The following is a 17422-nucleotide window of genomic DNA, read 5'->3' as shown; positions in this document are numbered from 1 at the left end:
CTCGCCGAAGACGCGTAACAAACCTACACCCCTCCCCGCGCGGGAGGGGTTTAAGGACATATCATGGCTCTGAAGTTCGAACTCGTCACCCCGGCCCGCCTCGAGCGGTCGATCGAGGTTTACATGGTCACCGTGCCCGGCGCCGAGGGGGATTTCTCGGTGCTCGAAGGCCATGCGCCGTTCATGGCGACGCTGCGCAACGCGCCGCTGACCATCTACGCCACCCAGGGCGCCGCGCCCGAGGTGATCGAGGTCGAAGGCGGCTTCGCCGAGGTGAACGAGTCGGGCCTGACCGTCCTCGCCGAGCGTATCGCCGCCTGATTCTTTCCGCCGTCCACGGCAGAAACAAAGCCCGCATTCCCATCGGATGCGGGCTTTTTTGTGCGTCGAAGCAGCAGCGAATGGATTCGCGCAGAGAGCACAGAGGCCGCGGAGATTATGGTTCACGCGGAGCCGCGGAGCCGCGGAGAAGAATCCGAATCGCGGCTTTGCCGCCTTTTTTCTCGTCTCTGCGAACTCTGCGTTCTCTGCGCGAAAATCCTTTTCCCTCCGCGGCTCCGCGCCTCCGCGCCTCCGCGCCTCCGCGTGAACCACTTACGCGCCCGGCCACCGCATTTCACAATCACCCCGCGCATTAGGACAATGTCAAAGTTTCCACTTTATTCACCGTGTCGGATGGGGGTGCGTCTGCCGCTTGCGGCGATGCCTCCGACAGGATTTGGAAAGCAGGACAAAGCGAATGAGTGCATTCGGACGCCGACCCGGAACCGCTGGCCGCCCCGCCTTTGGCGTGGCCAAGCCGATGCAGGGTGGACCCGGCATGGGCGGCGGCGCGCAATTCCCTGCGATCGACACGCCCGCGATCGAAATTCCGCAAATGCCGTCGCACCTGTCGCCCGAAGAAGAGGCGATGGAGCGGCTGAACCTGCGTTCGACCGCCGAAGCGATGGAGCCCGAAAAGGCGCAGGGTTTTGAAGCCAGCGTTCACAAGATCAAGGAACAGGTGCTGCCGCGCCTGCTCGAACGCGTCGACCCCGAAGCCGCGGCGACGCTGTCGAAGGACGAGCTGACCGAAGAATTCCGCCCGATCATCCTCGAAGTGCTCGCCGAGCTGCGCATCACGCTGAATCGTCGCGAACAGTTCGCGCTTGAAAAAGTGCTCGTCGACGAGCTGCTCGGTTTCGGCCCACTCGAAGAATTGCTCGCCGATCCCGATATTTCGGACATCATGGTCAACGGCCCGTACCAGACCTATATCGAAAAAAAGGGCCAGCTGGTCCTCGCGCCGATTCAGTTCCGTGACGAGCAGCATCTGTTCCAGATTGCGCAGCGCATCTGCAACCTCGTCGGCCGCCGCGTCGACCAGACCACCCCGCTTGCCGACGCCCGTCTGAAGGACGGCAGCCGCGTCAACGTGATCGTCCCGCCGCTCTCCTTACGCGGTACCGCGATCTCGATTCGTAAATTTTCGGCTAAGCCGATCACGCTCGACATGCTGTGCCAATGGGGCGCGATGAGCCAGAAGATGTGTACCGCGCTGAAGATTGCGGGCGCCAGCCGCTTCAACATCGTTATCTCGGGGGGTACGGGTTCGGGCAAGACGACGATGCTCAACGCGCTGTCGAAGATGATCGACCCCGGCGAACGCGTGCTGACGATCGAGGATGCCGCGGAACTTCGCCTGCAGCAGCCGCACTGGCTGCCGCTCGAAACGCGCCCCGCAAACCTGGAGGGCAATGGCGCGATCCATATGGGCGACCTTGTCAAGAACGCCCTGCGTATGCGCCCCGACCGCATCATCATGGGTGAGGTTCGCGGCGCCGAATGTTTTGATCTGCTCGCCGCGATGAACACCGGCCACGACGGATCGATGTGTACGCTGCACAGCAACAGCCCACGCGAATGCCTGGGCCGTATGGAAAATATGGTGCTGATGGGCGACGTGAAGATCCCGAAGGAAGCGATCTCGAAACAGATCGCCGATTCGGTCGACATGGTTATCCAGATCAAGCGCCTGCGCGACGGGTCGCGCCGCGTCACCAACGTCACCGAGGTGATCGGCATGGAAGGCGACGTCATCGTCACCCAGGAATTGTTCAAGTTCGAATATCTCGACGAGGACAAGGACGGCAAGATCGTCGGCGAATATCGCGCCATGGGATTGCGTCCGTATACGCTGGAAAAAGCGCGGCAGTACGGGTTCGATCAGCCCTATCTGGAGGCGTGTCTGTAAAACATCGTCGTCCCCGCGAAGCGGGGGCCGCTCGAAGTTTACGCGGCGATGATGAGTAAGCCCGATAGCGGCCCCCGCCTTCGCGGGGGCGACGGCAAATCAAGGCTTCAACGCCAGCGCCGCCGCCAGGATCGCCACCCCAACCCCCGTCAGCATAATCCCCCGCCACGGCATGAATCCGACCGCATCGACGTCGCGCCGGTTACGGCGGCGATAGTCGGCAACCTCCGCGGCGACCGCAACCGCGGCACCCGCGGCACTGACAATCAGCATCGACCCTTGCATTGACGCGCGCACCTTCGCAAACAGGAACCAGTCCCCCCAAGAGAGAGGTTGCCCATATGCGTCCGTTATTGATTCTTGCAAGTACCGCGCTCGCCCTCGCCGTCCCCGCTGCCGTATCGGCCGATCACGATGGCGGCGGCGCCCATGCCGCCAAGCCCGGCGATGCCATCGCTGCGGCAGTCGCCGCGCCGACCCGCACCCCCGAAAACCTGGCGCGCGACCAATATCGCCACCCCGCCGAAACGCTCGCCTTCTTTGGCGTCAAGCCGGGTGACACGGTGGTCGAGCTGTGGCCCGGCGGCGGCTGGTACACCGAAATCCTGGCCCCGCTCGCCAAATCGGGTGGCGGTACGCTCTACGCCGCGGCGCCGTGGGACCGCGGGCTGAACCGCATCAAGGAATGGCAGGGTGCGAACGCCGACCTCTACGGGGGAATCAAGCTCGCCGAATTTCCCCATGCCGGAACCAATCCCAAGGTTCCCGACGGCAGCGCCGATGTGGTGCTGACGTTCCGCAATGTCCATAACTGGCGTTTCGGTGGTGCCGACAGCACCGCCAATGCCTTCAAGCAGATTTTCGCGATGCTCAAGCCCGGCGGTACGCTGGGCGTGGTCGAGCACCGGCTGAACGAGAACGACGACGCTGCGAAGGAAGAGAAATCGGGCTATATGAAGGAAAGCTCGGTCATCGCCTTTGCCGAAGCGGCGGGTTTCAAGCTCGCCGCACGCAGCGAGGTCAATGCAAATCCCAAGGATACAAAGGATTATCCGAAGGGGGTCTGGACCCTGCCGCCGCGCTTTGCCGAGGGAGATGTGGACCGCGCCAAATATGCCGCGATCGGCGAATCGGATCGCATGACGCTGAAGTTCGTGAAGCCCGCGTCCTGAAGCATTTTGAATCCATCGACCCTGCGCTGCTGCTGAGTGCTTATGCGCAGGGTATTTTCCCGATGGCCGACGGGGCGGATGACCCGTCGGTCCATTGGGTCGAACCGCGGCTGCGCGCGATCCTGCCGCTGGATGGTTTCCGGCTGTCGCACAGTTTGAAAAAGACGATCGTCGCCGACCGGTTTCGCGTCACCACCGACACCGCCTTTGCCGACATGGTCGCGCTGTGCGCCGAGCCTGCGGGCGATCGGCCGACGACCTGGATCAACCCCGTCATCAAGGCGAGTTACGACCGGCTATTCCAGATCGGCCATGCGCACAGCGTCGAATGCTGGCAGGAGGACGAACTGGTGGGCGGACTCTACGGCGTGTCGCTCGGACGCGCCTTTTTCGGCGAATCGATGGTCAGCCGGGCGCGCGATGCCTCAAAGGTCGCGCTGGCGCATCTCGTCGCGCGGCTTATCGCGGGCGGCTGGAAATTGCTCGATTGCCAGTTCATCACCCCGCACCTCGCAAGCCTCGGCGCGATCGAAATCCGCCAAGCCGACTATCTGGCGCGGCTCTATTCGGTATTGGCGGGCAGTGAGGGCGCGGGCGCGGGCGCCGGGGCAGGCGCCGCGGTCGGTTCGCCGCCCTCGCCGCCATTCGTTGCGGGCGACTGGGGCGCGCTCGACGCCTTGGGCGCCGCCGATGCGCCCGATTTTGTTGCCGCCGGCGCGACGGGCTCGCCGCCGGGATATGTCATCGCACAGCTTTTGACGAAGACGTCGTAAATCGGGTGCTGGATGATGTTGCGGTCGGGCCGCTCGCGGAAAATCCAGCCCGAAAAGACACGGCGCCATCGGTCGTCGCGCTGGTCCTGCACCGTCAGCTGCACGAACGCGCCGGTTTCGGGCGGATCCTCCCACGGCGCGGTCTGCTCGCACGCGCGCAACCGGACGATCGCGCGGCCGACCCGCGCCGATTCGCCGGGCTTCATCTCCAGCTCGCGCACCAGCCCGTTGCGTTTGTTGAGCAAGCCGACGACGGCAACGCGCTCGGCCATCGGGGTCGCACCCTCAATGCCGCCGACTTCCTGCGGAACGCGTTCGGACTTGGCCACCGTCGAAACGGTCGCGCTGCCATTGCCTTTGGACGGCGTCCGGTCGCACGCGCCCAGCGCGGTCGCGGCCAGCAGCGCGAGCAGCGCAGTCGTGGTCCGACGCGACATTATTCGCCGGGCCGCCAGGCCTCATAATCGCCGGTCGCCGCAGCGCGCTGGCCGCCACGTTCGAGCGCCCCGGCAGGGCGATAGGCGCCGGTGCTGCCGGTCAGGTTGGCGGTCGGTTCCTTTTCCCATGCGCGCGGCGCAGGCAGCACGTCGGTCGGCAATTCGTCAAAGGTGCGGTGCAGCCAGCCGTGCCATTCGGGCGGCACCCGACTGGCATCATTCGATCCCTTGTAGATCACCCAGCGGCGGTCGCCCTTGCGCGCGCGATGATAAGTGTTGCCAAAGCTGTCCTCGCCGACTTTTTCGCCGGTTTTCCAGCTATTCAGCAGCGTGCCGACGGTCGCACCGTCCCACCAGGTGAAAATCTTGCCGAGGATGCTCATGGCGAGGCGTTTACAGCCAAGGGTGCGGAGTTCGCAAGCGCTGTTTCAGCGCCGTTCTTGCCACGTCACCTTGGCGGTCTCGTCTATGTTCAGGCGCGCCGCGGTGCCGCCGGCGAGTTCCAGTACCGCGCTGACCTCGCCGCCGCTGGTTACCGGTTCCAGCGATTGGGGGATGGTATTTTCGGCGATACGGTCGATGCTGCCGTCGGCGCGGATGAAAAACATATCCAGGGGAATCAGCGTGTCCTGCATCCAGAAGGTGGCGATGCGGGGCTTGTCGAACGGAAACAGCATCCCGCCGTTCGCGGGCAGCGCGGTACGGAGTTTGAGCCCGAACTTTTGCGCCTCGGGCGTGCGGACGACCTCGACGTCGAATCGGTGCGTCTGGCCCGCCGCAGCGATCGTCACCGGAACAAGGCCGGTAGTATTCGTCGCAGTATCGGCCGCGGTCTCGCCGCCGCCGCTGCACCCCGCGATCGGCATCGCCAGCGTCAGAGCAAGGGCAGTCAAAATGGCGCGCATCGGCAGATCCTTATTCGGGCAATTTTGGCCAGCCCTAATCGAGCCCCGCCCCATCGTCCAGCGCCGCCAGCGCCGCCTCGTCCCCCGGCGCGATCGCCAATATCCGACGCGCCAGCGCCATGCTGTGCCCGGCGCGCAGAAACGCCGCAATCTGCCGCTCGCGCAGTTTCGGATCGTCGGCGGGACGCGTCGCAAACGGCCCGAAGCGCCGCCGCCGCGCGAAGCCGACGGCCGACGCCAGCGCCGACGCCTCAGCGCTCTCGATCGCCTCACCGCTATCCTCGCTCGCGATGCCATCGACATACAGCTGCGCCTTGACCCGCCGTACCCCCAGCCCGCGGCGCGTCATCGCCCCGGCGCGCATCACGGCATATTGGCGATCATCCAGGAACTGCAAGCGCTCCATCCGGTCGGCTACCGCCTCGCACGCCACCACTGCGTCAACCTCTCCGGTCCATTCCGATTCGCGAATTTTTCGAGACAGATAGCGCGTCAACTTGGCGCGGCTGGTGGCGAATCGCGCTACATAGGCCAAGGCCAACTCGTCGAGCCGCGCTGCGCCAAGCGGCCTTTTTGAGCGGTCAGGAGGAGCGCGGCGATTGGCCATATGCCATGTTTGTGCCACAGTCGGGCCTGATTGAGAACGATCAACACCGCCATATCGGGCATTAAAGCCCGGAAATGGGCGATTGTTTACACAACACAGGGCTCGCGCACGGACACCATGGCTCAGAAAGATGACATGCTTGTTGCCGCGCGGCCCGTATCGCGGGATGTCGCACCCCCTATGACCGATACCAACACCCCAGCGGCGGACGCGCTTCAGCCGACGCCGACCTTCTGCGCCCAGCCGCGCCGCTTTTCGGACTTTGCCACTGTCGGCGAAGCGCTCGACTATGCGGCGAGCGGCACCCGGGGACTCAATTTCCACGATCCGCGCGGCAAGCTGGTGCGCCCCTATCCGTATCGCGAACTGCGTGACGACGCGCTCCTGAGCGCCTACCGGTTGATCGCTGCCGGGGTGAAGCCGGGCGATCGCGTCGCCCTGATCGCCGAGACCGGCCCCGAATTCGCCGCGCTGTTTTTCGGCACCATCTATGCCGGGGCCTGGCCGGTGCCGTTGCCGCTGCCGACCAGCTTTGGCGGCCGCGACAGCTATGTCGGCCAGCTCGGCGTGCAGCTCACCAGCTGCGACCCGACGATGCTGTTCTTTCCGCCCGAAATCGCCGCGATGGCGGTCGAGGCCGCCGAAGCGCAGAGCGTTTTGCCAGTCGACTGGAGCGAATTCGCCGCCAAGCCCGCGCCGGTGACCGACCTGCCCGCGCAGCAATCGAACGAAACCTGCTATCTGCAGTATAGCAGCGGCTCGACGCGCTTCCCGCACGGCGTTGCGGTCACCCACGCCGCGCTGCTCAACAACCTCGCCGCGCACAGTCATGGCATGGAAGTGCGCGACAGTGATCGCTGCGTCTCGTGGCTGCCCTGGTATCACGACATGGGCCTCGTCGGCTGCCTGCTCTCGCCCGTCGCCAACCAGGTGTCGGTCGATTATCTGAAGACCGAGGATTTTGCGCGCCGACCGCTCGCCTGGCTCGACCTGATCAGCCGCAACGAAGGGACCACGCTCAGCTATTCGCCGACCTTTGGTTACGACATCTGCGCCCGCCGCGTGTCGAGCCAGACGCATGTCGCCGACCGCTTCGACTTGTCGCGCTGGCGCGTCGCCGGCAATGGCGCCGACATGATCCGCCCCGACGTGATGCAAAACTTCGTCGATGCCTTCGCCGACGCCGGGTTCAAGGCGAGCGCCTTCCTGCCGAGTTACGGTCTCGCCGAAGCAACGCTGGCGGTCAGCATCATGCCGCCTGGCGAAGGCATTGTCGTCGAACTGGTCGAGGAAACCGAGCTGTCGGGCGCCGCCAATGATGCGGGCCGCCCGACGCGCTATCGTGCCATCGTCAACTGCGGCCGCGCCGCGCGCGACATGGTGATCGAGGTCCGCGACGAGCAAGGCAACGCCCTGCCCGACCAGACCGTCGGCAAGGTTTGGTGCACCGGCCCGTCGCTGATGACCGGCTATTACCGCGATCCTGAATCGACCGCCGCCTGCCTGGTCGATGGCTGGCTCGACACCGGCGATATGGGTTATCTGTCAGACGGTTACATCTATATCGTCGGCCGCGCCAAGGACATGATCATCATCAATGGCAAGAATCACTGGCCGCAAGATATCGAATGGGCGGTCGAACAATTGCCGGGGTTCAAATCGGGCGATATCGCAGCGTTCGCGATCACCGCGCCCGGGGGCGAGGAGACCCCCGCGGTGCTTGTCCAGTGCCGCACCAGTGACGATGCCGAACGCCTCGCGCTGCGTGAGACGATTCGCGATCGCGTCCGCGCGATCACCGGCATGAATTGCCTGATCGAGCTGATCCCGCCGCGTACCCTGCCGCGCACCAGTTCGGGCAAACTCAGCCGTTCGAAAGCGCGCGCGCAATATCTGGCCGGCGAAATTCAACCCTTTGCGATAGCGGCCTGACGCAAAGCACTGACCTTGCCTCCAAATTTTGTCCCGACGCTGGACAAAAAACACGGCAAATGAACGCGCTGGTTACCTTCGGGTAACACCCCGACGCTAAACGGATCGGGTGAAAAGCCTGTTGACCGACCAGATAGCAGCCGAAGAGATTCCTGTGCGGACCCTGTTGGGGCTGGGGCCGCGTGATGCGGATATCGGCAATCTCCGCCAGCTTCAGCTTGCGCCGCTGCGCGGCCAGGGATCATTGCGCCTGTTCATGGGGCTGGGCATGGCGCTCGTCGCCGCTTTCACGATGATCCTCAGCGTCCCGATCGCGGTCGCTGGCGGCTGGCTCGGCACGGGCCTGATTTTCAGCCTGTGGTCCTACAGTAAATTTCGCAATCTGCCGCTCGGCGATCCCAAATTGTCGGGCCTGACCGAATATCGGATGTGCAACCGCCACGCGCTTTATTCCGCGCTGTTCTGGAGCACGCCCTTTTGGCTCCATGGGCTGACGCCGCCGGTCGATCATGTCCTGTCGATGTGGACGATCGCGGTGCTGATGATGGTTACGCTGGCGATCGTCGCGCACAGCATCCCGATGGCGTGCATCCTGTTTATCGCGCCGGTCACCCTGTCGGCGGCGGCGGCGCTCGTCCGCGCCGGCGCGCCGCAACTTGCGGCGGTTGCGGTCGTTGCCGGTCTTTTGCTCTGCAATTTCTGCGTCCGCTTTGCGCAAAGCCACATCCGCTATCGCCGCGCCGAAGAAACGCTGCACGAAAAGACGGAAACGGTCAGCCTGCTGCTGCGCGAGTTCGAAGAAACCTCGGCCGACTGGCTGTGGCAGACCGACAACAGCCGCCGCCTGGTTCATGTTTCGCCGCGTCTCGCCTTCGCGCTCGGCGCCCCCGCCGACGCGCTGGAGGGCGTGCCGTTGTTGCAGGCGCTGTCGGGCGATGCCTGGGACACCGGGCTGTTCCCCAAAAGCCTGCACGAGATGGCCGAACGGATGAAGCGGCGCGAAAGCTTTTCGAACCTGATCGTGCCGGTCACGATCGGCGGGGCGCCGCGCTGGTGGGAGCTGTCGGCCTCGCCGCGCCTCGATGAAGCGGGCAAGTTCCTGGGCTTTCGCGGAGTCGGGTCGGACGTCACCGAACAGCGCGCGACCGCCGAACAAATCGCCAAAATGGCGCGCTTCGACAATCTCACCGGCCTGCCCAATCGCCTCAGCCTTAACGAAGATCTGGCGCGCGCGATGGCAACCGCGATCGATGCCAAGGCGCGCTGCGCGCTGCTGATCATCGATCTCGATCGCTTCAAGGCAGTTAATGATACGCTCGGCCATCCGGTCGGCGACAAGCTGCTCGCACAGGTTGCGGCGCGGCTGAAAGGGTTGATGGAGCGCGGCATGACCTGCGGGCGGCTCGGCGGCGACGAATTTGCCGTGGTGCTGCACAACGTCCCCTCCGCCGACGCCGCCGAAGATCTGGCGAAGCGCCTCATCACGACGATCAGTCGCCCCTATGTGGTCGACAACCATCAATTGTTCGTTGGCGCCAGTATCGGTTATGCAATCGGGCCGCAGGACGGCGCGACGGTCGAAACGCTGACCCGCAACGCCGACCTCGCGCTCTACAAGTCCAAGGACAAGGGCGGCAATGTTGTCGCGGGCTATGTCGCTTCGCTGCACGCGCAGGCCGAGGAGCGGCGGGTGATGGAACAGGAATTGCGCGGCGCCCTCGAACGCCGCGAATTCGAACTTTATTACCAGCCGGTGGTCACCGCCGCCGATGGCACGCTCAACGGGTTTGAAGCGCTGATCCGCTGGCAGAACCAAAAGCTCGGCAATGTATCGCCGGGACGCTTTATTCCGCTGGCCGAGGACGCGCGGCTGATTTCGCCGATCGGCGAATGGGTGCTGCGCACCGCGTGTCACGAAGCGATGAAATGGCCGTCGAACCTGAAGGTCGCAATCAACGTGTCGGCCGACCAGCTGACCGATCCGAATTTCGCGTCGGTGGTCGTGTCGGCGCTGGCGCAAAGCGGATTACCGCCGCAGCGGCTGGAGATCGAAGTCACCGAAAGCGTCTTTCTGCGCGACGGCGGCGGCGCGGCACAATTGCTCGACCAGTTGATCGGGCTGGGCATCCGCCTGTCGCTCGACGATTTCGGCACCGGCTATTCGTCGCTCGGCTATCTGCGCAAGACGCAGTTTTCGACGATCAAGGTCGATCGCAGCTTTGTCGTCGGCGCCGCCAAGGGCAGCATTGAATCGATCGCGATCATCCGCGCCGTCGTCGCGCTCGCCGACAGCCTCGGCATGTCGACGACCGCCGAGGGCGCTGAAACCGAGCTGGAGGTCGAAACGCTGCGTAATATGGGGTGCAGCAACATTCAGGGCTATTATTACGGCCGCCCGATGCCCGCCGCCGACGTGCTGACGCTGTTCCGCTCCACCGATTCGGCGGCCAGCGCCGCCGCCTGACGGCGACCAGTGGAACCCCTCGCGCGACGAATTGACGGGCTTAACAAAAGGTTCCGCCGCTCACCGCAGCTGCCGTGCGGCTCGTCGCGCAGCGGGTGGTGGGCCGCGCAAAGCATGACAAAGACGCTGCAACGCTTGAACACAAGCCTTGGGGGTCGCATTTCATGCTCTATCGTCGCTTTCTGGCTGCCGCCATTGCGTCCGTCATGACGCTCACCGGTCTGCTCGTCAGCGTCCCTGCTGTCGCGCAGGGCTATCTCCAATGCGTACCCTTTGCCCGCGCCGAATCGGGCGTCGATATTCGCGGCAATGCCAAGACCTGGTGGGCGCAAGCCGCCGATGATTATGCCCGCGGCAATGAACCGCGCGAGGGCGCGGTGATGGCGTTCGCCGGGACCCGCGGCATGCCGATGGGCCATGTTGCCGTGGTGAAAAAGATCGTCAGCGACCGTGAAATCCGCATCGACCATGCCAACTGGTCGCCGATCAACGGTCGCCGCGGCCAGATCGAGCGCAATGTCCGTGTCGTGGATGTCAGCGACGCCGGTGACTGGAGCATGGTCCGCGTGTGGTATGCCCCGATCGGCGACCTTGGCCTCCGCGCCAATCCGGTCCAGGGCTTCATCTATGCGGGCGACGCCCCGAACGAGGCGCCCAGCTTCAAGGCGCCGGTGTGGGCGCAGAATGACTGGAAGCCGGGCAACGGACTGGAAGTCGTCGTCGCGTCGCTCGGCCAGTAACGGCCGCTAATCGATCAAGAGCGGATTGTCCCCCTCCCGCTTGCGGGAGGGGAAAAGTCAGGCGTCGTCGCCCTTGTCAGCCTTGCCCGCATCCTTGGGCGCGTCGCCCTCAGCGGCGGCCGCCACATCCTCGAACCACGCTTCGACCTCGCCCGACAGCTTGATCGTCATCGGCTGACCAAAACGGTCTTTCGACTTGCCCGCGGCGACGCGGATCCAGCCTTCGGAAATCGAGTATTCCTCGACGTCGGTGCGCTCCTTGCCTTTGAAGCGGATGCCGATGCCGCGCTGGAGCACCTCCATGTCGAAATGAGGCGAGCGCGGATTGGTCGACATATGGTCGGGGGGCGTATCGGTCATGATGCTACTTCCAGAAAAAATGATGGCGCGGCCCTAGCGGGACCGCGCCACCATCGTCAATGGAAAGGGGGTTTTCAGAAACCCGCCTTTACCGTCACAAAGAACTGCTGCGGCGCCCCCGCGAGCAGGGTCTGACTGTCGCCGCGGTTGGCAAAACCATTGGTGCCGATCGTCGACACATATTCCTTGTCGAACAGGTTCGTTGCGTTGGCCTGCACCGAAATCCGCTCGTTCAGCCGGTAACCGATGCTGGCATCGACGATCACGAAGCCGCCAACCTCGGCGTCATTCTCGAACGAATAATAACGTTTGCCGGTGTAATTGGCACCGACACGGGCGAAAAAGCTGCCGGTATCCCAGGTGATCTCGCCCTTCGCCAGATGGCGCGGCGAATTGACCACCGTCTTGCCCGCGGTTGCCGCGACGGTCGTCCCCGCGGCGTTGACGACATCGTCCTGATATTCGGAGTTGTTGTACGCATAGGAGGCGAACAGCGACAGTTCGGGGGTGACGCGGAACGTCCCCGCCGCCTCGACGCCCCACGAGCGGACATCGCCGACATTCTGCAGGATCGCCGGGTTGCCCTGAATCCCCGAGCCATTGGCAAAGGCGATGATGCGATCCTTGAAATCGACATAATAGCCCGCGATCACGCCTTGGAACCGGGGCGATTTGGTACGGAAACCCAGCTCATAAGTGGTCGAGGTCTCGGGTTTCAGGTCGAGCGCGTCGAACCCCGCCTGCGTTGTCGCGAACGGCCCGCCGGTGGCCGAGCTTTCGAACGCGCGCATATTCTGGGTGTAGCTCGCAAAGACCTCATTATCGTCGTTGACCCGGAACAGCACGCCCGCCTGCGGCAGGAACCAGTCCTTCGCTTGCGTCCGCCCCGCCGCCAAGCCGCCGCGCACGATCGGCGTCGCGAGGTTGGTGACGCGCAGTCCCTTCCACCCGGCATTGATCTGCACCTGCCCTAGGTCGAGCGTGTCCTGTACATGATATTGCAGCGTCTGGGTGTTGAAATCGAACTCCCACTGCGTCGCCAGTGGATCCTTGGGGAATTTCAGGCTGCCGCGGCTCGGCGCGCCGGCGGTGTCGGCCAGCCCATAGAAGCGCCGCGCCTGATTGAAGTCGTTGTCCTCGTACCACATGCCGAGCTCGATCTGGTTGTCGCCGATCGTGAACAGGCTGCTCGCGACGATGCCATAACGCTCGATCTCATATTCGGTGGTGCGGATCGTGATTGGCGCACCGCCAGGGGTCGTCACATAGGGCGTGAACCACAGCCCGCGCCCTTCGTTACCATGGTAATATCCCATCGCGCTGAGCGTCCAGAAGTCGTTCAGCGGCGCTTCGACCCCGACCCCCGCCAGCCAGTCCTTGCGCAGGCCTGAGGCGTCGTAATAAGCGTCGTCGACTGTCGCGACCGGCGCCGGAAACGCCTCGCCAACCCCGGCATAGAGGGCGGTGAACACGGCGTCCAGTGGCAGCGAGCCGTTGGCGACCCCGGTGTTGAACGCGGCGCGCGCGACCTGGTTCTGATAGACTTTGGCGACCTGCACCGCAGTGTCCCAATCCTTGGCGAAATTGTCCCACCGATACCCCAGCCGGTCGATCATTTCGGCGCTCAGATCCTGATAGTCATTCTCGGCGCGGTCCGAATAATTGACGAAGCCAAAGAATTTCCCGTCGCCGACCGGCTGGACGATCCGCGCATTGACCTGATGCTGGCGCTGGACGCCGTCGCCCTTCCACTTATCGGCATCCTGCCAGGCATAGCTCAGCGCCAGCCGCGGCCCGTTCGCACCGATCGCGCCGCTGTCGATCCGCACGAACGCACGCTTGGTGTCCTCGCTGCCATAGGTGCCCGACGCCTCGACCCCGAAGGTCTCGGCGGGGTCCCGCGCGTAAAATTCGATCGTGCCGCCGAGGTTGCTCGACGACGCCGCGCCCAGCGAGCCCGCGCCCTGCGCCACTTCGACCCGCCCGACATTCTCGCTGATGATCGCACGGCTGATGTGCAGGCCATTGTGGTTGCCATAGCTCATGTCGCCCAGCGGCACGCCGTCCAGCGTAAAGCCCAGCTGCTGCTGCGCGAAACCGCGGATCGAAATACGCGACGACCATTCATAAGTGCCGAACGGATCGGCCGACTGGAAATTGACCCCGGGCAGCTTGTCGATGGCTTTCAGCGGGCTGATCCCCGCCACTTCGAGCGCGATGTCGGCGGCCCCCAATTCCTGCACCTGGCGGGCCTGCCCCTGTCCCAGCACAACGATTTCCGCGACATCGTCCCCATCGGCTGCCGCCGCTTCAGCTGTCTCTACCGCAAACGCCGGCGTCGCCGCCAGTGCTACCATTACGGCGGCCCCAGCCCGCAGGTGGTTCCTGAACTTGCTCGTCATCATTTATCCCCCTTGTCCCGTCGCCGAAATGGCGCGGTGGTCGCGGGGGCTTTAGGGAGGCGATATTGCTGCACCGCGGCGAAGGCATGACGCAGCGATGACGGTAAAAAGAAGCTTTGCGGTCACATGAAATCCAGCTGCTCGGCGGCGGGATACAGATCACAATTTTCGCGCTCAATCCGCATTCCCAGCACGTGCAGCACGGCCTCGGTCTCGCTGCAGAAGCCCGGCCAGTCGTCGGCGATCCGCTCGGCGGTCCATTTCGCGTCATAAGCCGCAAAATCCTGCGCGATATGCCCCATTTCGCGCACAAACTCGCCCGCCATCGCGACGACCTCGGCATTGCCGCTCGATTTCAATCGCGGATAGAGGATCCAGTCCTCGCACTTCAAATGTCGCAGCAGCGTGTCACGCAGCATCCCGCGCACCGACGCCAGCTCGGTCGGGCGCGGCTCTTCGGGGGCGCGGACCAGGTCCAGCAAAAGCCGCGACAATGTCGCCAGTGCCGCATGTTCGGCGCGCAGGCGGCGCATCTCGGGACCAATGGGCATGGATCGCCTCTCTTAAACCGGTCCCTTCAGCGCTCTCCTAAGGGTCCGTTATGAAAAGACGGTAAACGCGCATTAGCTATCGCTGCGCAGGTCAACGCCGCGCATCGGCATCCTAGTTATTGTCGCATTCACCCGGCGTGCAGGAATCGGGGTCGCCAGCTTCCGCCAATGCAAGCAACAGGCCGCCGCCGACCAACACGACCAGGCCGACGACCACGGCAGCGGCGGTCCCGCCGTCCGAAAGATTGGAGCGGCCCGCGTGCGCGGCATCGCGGCCGGGCGCATAGCGCGCAGGGGTCAGGCTGCGGCCCGCCAGCGAGACATGCGGCGCGGCCCGATCGCTCGTAAACCCGAAGTCGAGCCCTTCGCCGATCCGCCATGTCGGCGATCTCAGCTGGTCGCCTTCGCGATGCTGGATCGGCGCCACTGTCAAGCTGGCGCGGACGCGCTTGTCGCTGTCTTTGGCGCCGCCCAGCGGGATTCGGACCCGTGTGCCGACAAAGCCGCCCATGGTGATTGGATTGGCAAGGCCGGCTGGCGATGCCGCGCCGCCAATTGTTTGGGCATGTAGCGGTGCAGCGCATGACAATAAGGCGAACACCACAGGCAGCTTATACATATTCATCGATCGGCCCTCCGTACGACCGTCTGGTCGTGCGAAATTGCGGCCGAATTGTGAAGCGCAGCGCCGCCGCATTATACTAGGTCATTCAGGATTTTTGACGCCAGAGACGGCGCGCCATCCGATGCGGAGGACGGACGTGTATCGGCCCAAGCGGTGGACAGCTCCCCGCCGCTGGCGCGATCAGATCGTGCTGCTTGCGGGCGAGGAAATCAAGCGCGCCGCCGACGCGCTTGAAGAATGGCTTATGCCGCTTCCTTCTTGCGCGACGCTTTCTTGCGCTCATGCGGGTCGAGCAGCGCCTTGCGGATGCGGATGTTTTTCGGCGTCACTTCGACCATTTCGTCGTCGTCGATATACGCGATCGCCTGTTCCAGCGTCATGCGGCGCGGCGGGGTCAGGCGGATCGCGTCGTCCTTGCCGGTCGAACGGAAGTTCGTCAGCTGCTTCGACTTCATCGGGTTGACTTCCAGATCGTCGGGCTTGGCATTTTCGCCGATGATCATGCCCTCGTACAGCGCCTCACCGGGCGACACGAACAGGATGCCGCGTTCTTCGAGCGGGCCAAGGGCATAGGCGACGGCTTCGCCATTGCCGTTCGAGATCAGCACACCGTTTTGGCGCCCCGCGATATTGCCCTTGTACGGGCCATATTTTTCGAACAGGCGGTTCATGATCCCGGTGCCGCGCGTGTCGGACAGGAATTCGCCATGATAGCCGATCAGGCCCCGCGACGGGCCACTGAAGGTGATGCGCGTCTTGCCGCCGCCCGACGGGCGCATGTCGGTCAGGTCGGCCTTGCGGACCTGCATCTTCTCGACCACCGTGCCGCTATGTTCGTCGTCGACGTCGATGACGACGGTTTCATAGGGTTCGGTGCGCTTGCCATTCTCGTCCTCGCCATACAGCACGCGCGGGCGGCTGATGCCGAGTTCGAAGCCTTCGCGGCGCATCGTTTCGATCAGCACGCCCAACTGCAGCTCGCCGCGGCCGGCGACTTCGAAACTGTCCTTGTCGGCGCTTTCGGTGACGCGGATCGCGACATTGGTTTCGCTTTCGCGGAACAGGCGGTCGCGGATCATGCGGCTGGTGACCTTGGTGCCTTCGCGGCCCGCCATAGGCGAATCGTTGACGGCAAAGCGCATCGACAGCGTCGGCGGATCGATCGGCTGCGCGGCGATCGGCTCGCTCACGCTGGTGTCGGCGATGGTGTTGGCGACGGTCGCCAGCGCCAGGCCGGCGATCGCGACGATGTCGCCCGCGCGGGCTTCCTCGACGGGAACGCGCTCGAGCCCGCGGAACGCCAGCAGCTTCGACGCGCGGCCGGTTTCGATGACCTTGCCGTCCATGTCGATCGCGTGGATCGGCTGGTTGACCTTGATCGTCCCCGACTGGACGCGGCCGGTCAGGATGCGACCGATAAAGTTATCGCGGTCGAGCAGGGTGGCGAGGAAGGTGAACGGGCCGTCTTCGGGCAGACCGGGGGTCGGGACGTGCGATACGATGGTCTTGAACAAAGGCTCCAGCGTGCCTTCGCGCGCTTCGGGATCTTCTGACGCGTAACCGCCGCGGCCCGAGGCATAGAGGATCGGGAAATCCAGCTGTTCGTCATTGGCTTCGAGCGTCAGGAACAGTTCGAACACTTCGTCGAGCACTTCGGCGGCGCGCGCGTCGCTGCGGTCGATCTTGTTGACGACGACGATCGGCTTGAGGCCGAGCGCGAGCGCTTTGCCGGTCACGAACTTGGTCTGCGGCATCGGGCCTTCGGCGGCGTCGACGAGCAGGATGACGCCGTCAACCATGCTCAGGATCCGCTCGACCTCACCGCCGAAATCGGCGTGGCCCGGGGTGTCGACGATGTTGATCCGCGTCAGGTCGGCGCCCTCGCCCCATTCAACGCTGGTGCACTTCGCCAGGATGGTGATCCCGCGTTCCTTTTCCAGGTCGTTGGAATCCATCGCGCGTTCCTCGACGCGCTGGTTGTCGCGGAAGGTACCCGACTGGCGGAACAGCTGGTCGACGAGGGTGGTTTTTCCATGATCGACGTGGGCGATGATCGCAATATTGCGCAAAGACATGCGGAGAGCCTTGATGGGAGGGGGCTGCGCCGGAAGCGCCGCGAAACGCCGCGCCCCTAACAGAATGGGTGCTGCGGCGCAACATGATTGCCGAAGTTGGCGAAGGTGCCGCGTAGCGTGATCCCGGTGGTGCAAAGTTTCAATAA

At 64.2% G+C, this 17422-nt stretch carries 16 protein-coding genes and 1 pseudogene; 7 read left to right on the top strand and 10 right to left on the bottom strand.

The genetic code is table 11. From position 1 onward, the window contains the following. Positions 1-63 precede the first annotated feature (63 nt). Positions 64-321, top strand: a complete 258-nt coding sequence (locus VGN68_RS10285; RefSeq protein WP_293699063.1) for an ATP synthase F1 subunit epsilon — start codon at positions 64-66, stop codon at positions 319-321. A 418-nt stretch (positions 322-739) separates the two neighbouring features. Then, positions 740-2233, top strand: a complete 1494-nt coding sequence (locus tag VGN68_RS10280; RefSeq protein WP_327476389.1) for a CpaF family protein — start codon at positions 740-742, stop codon at positions 2231-2233. A gap of 99 nt (positions 2234-2332) precedes the next feature. Here the strand turns inward: VGN68_RS10280 and VGN68_RS10275 are convergent, their stop codons facing one another. After that, on the bottom strand, positions 2333-2506 hold the full coding sequence (locus VGN68_RS10275; protein ID WP_327476387.1) for a hypothetical protein: 174 nt from the start codon (positions 2504-2506) through the stop codon (positions 2333-2335). A 68-nt stretch (positions 2507-2574) separates the two neighbouring features. Here VGN68_RS10275 and VGN68_RS10270 point away from each other — a divergent pair, with 68 nt between their 5' ends. Then, positions 2575-3405 (top strand): class I SAM-dependent methyltransferase, encoded by an 831-nt coding sequence (locus VGN68_RS10270; protein ID WP_327476385.1) that lies wholly within the window; start codon positions 2575-2577, stop codon positions 3403-3405. After that, positions 3402-4178 (top strand): leucyl/phenylalanyl-tRNA--protein transferase, encoded by a 777-nt coding sequence (aat, locus tag VGN68_RS10265; protein ID WP_327476392.1) that lies wholly within the window; start codon positions 3402-3404, stop codon positions 4176-4178. The genes VGN68_RS10270 and aat overlap by 4 nt, the downstream gene beginning before the upstream one ends. 35 nt (positions 4179-4213) lie before the next feature. Here aat and VGN68_RS10260 read toward each other — a convergent pair. The 4 genes and pseudogenes from VGN68_RS10260 to VGN68_RS10245 form a co-directional block, all read right to left on the bottom strand. After that, positions 4214-4384, bottom strand: a pseudogene (locus VGN68_RS10260) (DUF2155 domain-containing protein); the annotation flags it as partial. A 230-nt stretch (positions 4385-4614) separates the two neighbouring features. Continuing rightward, the gene (locus VGN68_RS10255) at positions 4615-4998 is read right to left on the bottom strand and encodes an NADH:ubiquinone oxidoreductase subunit NDUFA12 (RefSeq protein ID WP_327476383.1); all 384 of its coding nucleotides are present in this window, start codon (positions 4996-4998) and stop codon (positions 4615-4617) included. A gap of 45 nt (positions 4999-5043) precedes the next feature. Beyond that, on the bottom strand, positions 5044-5520 hold the full coding sequence (locus VGN68_RS10250; RefSeq protein ID WP_327476381.1) for a DUF192 domain-containing protein: 477 nt from the start codon (positions 5518-5520) through the stop codon (positions 5044-5046). 34 nt (positions 5521-5554) lie between these two features. Then, the gene (locus VGN68_RS10245; RefSeq protein WP_327476380.1) at positions 5555-6127 is read right to left on the bottom strand and encodes a regulatory protein RecX; all 573 of its coding nucleotides are present in this window, start codon (positions 6125-6127) and stop codon (positions 5555-5557) included. A 180-nt stretch (positions 6128-6307) separates the two neighbouring features. On the opposite strand from VGN68_RS10245, the gene VGN68_RS10240 reads away from it, so the two are divergent. The 3 genes from VGN68_RS10240 (at position 6308) to VGN68_RS10230 (ending at position 11263) form a co-directional block, all read left to right on the top strand. Further along, entirely contained in the window at positions 6308-8059 is a 1752-nt protein-coding gene (locus VGN68_RS10240; RefSeq protein WP_327476378.1) for a fatty acyl-AMP ligase, read from the top strand. Positions 8060-8213: 154 nt separating this feature from the next. Then, positions 8214-10523 carry a putative bifunctional diguanylate cyclase/phosphodiesterase gene (locus VGN68_RS10235; RefSeq protein ID WP_414713038.1) on the top strand — a complete coding sequence of 770 codons (2310 nt, stop codon included), beginning with the start codon at positions 8214-8216 and terminating at the stop codon, positions 10521-10523. A gap of 164 nt (positions 10524-10687) precedes the next feature. Further along, entirely contained in the window at positions 10688-11263 is a 576-nt protein-coding gene (locus tag VGN68_RS10230; RefSeq protein WP_327476374.1) for a CHAP domain-containing protein, read from the top strand. A 57-nt stretch (positions 11264-11320) separates the two neighbouring features. On the opposite strand, the gene VGN68_RS10225 is transcribed toward VGN68_RS10230, so the two are convergent. From VGN68_RS10225 to typA, 5 genes are all read right to left on the bottom strand, one after another. Beyond that, entirely contained in the window at positions 11321-11623 is a 303-nt protein-coding gene (locus VGN68_RS10225) for a DUF3297 family protein (protein ID WP_327476371.1), read from the bottom strand. Positions 11624-11697: 74 nt separating this feature from the next. Beyond that, on the bottom strand, positions 11698-14028 hold the full coding sequence (locus tag VGN68_RS10220) for a TonB-dependent receptor (protein ID WP_414713037.1): 2331 nt from the start codon (positions 14026-14028) through the stop codon (positions 11698-11700). A gap of 119 nt (positions 14029-14147) precedes the next feature. Continuing rightward, positions 14148-14576 carry a hemerythrin domain-containing protein gene (locus tag VGN68_RS10215; protein WP_327476367.1) on the bottom strand — a complete coding sequence of 143 codons (429 nt, stop codon included), beginning with the start codon at positions 14574-14576 and terminating at the stop codon, positions 14148-14150. Positions 14577-14688: 112 nt separating this feature from the next. Beyond that, positions 14689-15201, bottom strand: a complete 513-nt coding sequence (locus VGN68_RS10210) for a hypothetical protein (RefSeq protein ID WP_327476365.1) — start codon at positions 15199-15201, stop codon at positions 14689-14691. 242 nt (positions 15202-15443) lie between these two features. Then, entirely contained in the window at positions 15444-17276 is a 1833-nt protein-coding gene (typA, locus tag VGN68_RS10205; protein ID WP_293699104.1) for a translational GTPase TypA, read from the bottom strand. Positions 17277-17422 lie beyond the last annotated feature (146 nt).

This window comes from Sphingopyxis sp. (assembly GCF_035998965.1).
Lineage (GTDB): Bacteria > Pseudomonadota > Alphaproteobacteria > Sphingomonadales > Sphingomonadaceae > Sphingopyxis.
Note: the sequence above shows the minus strand (reverse complement) of the source record. Positions and strands in the feature narration are given on the sequence as shown.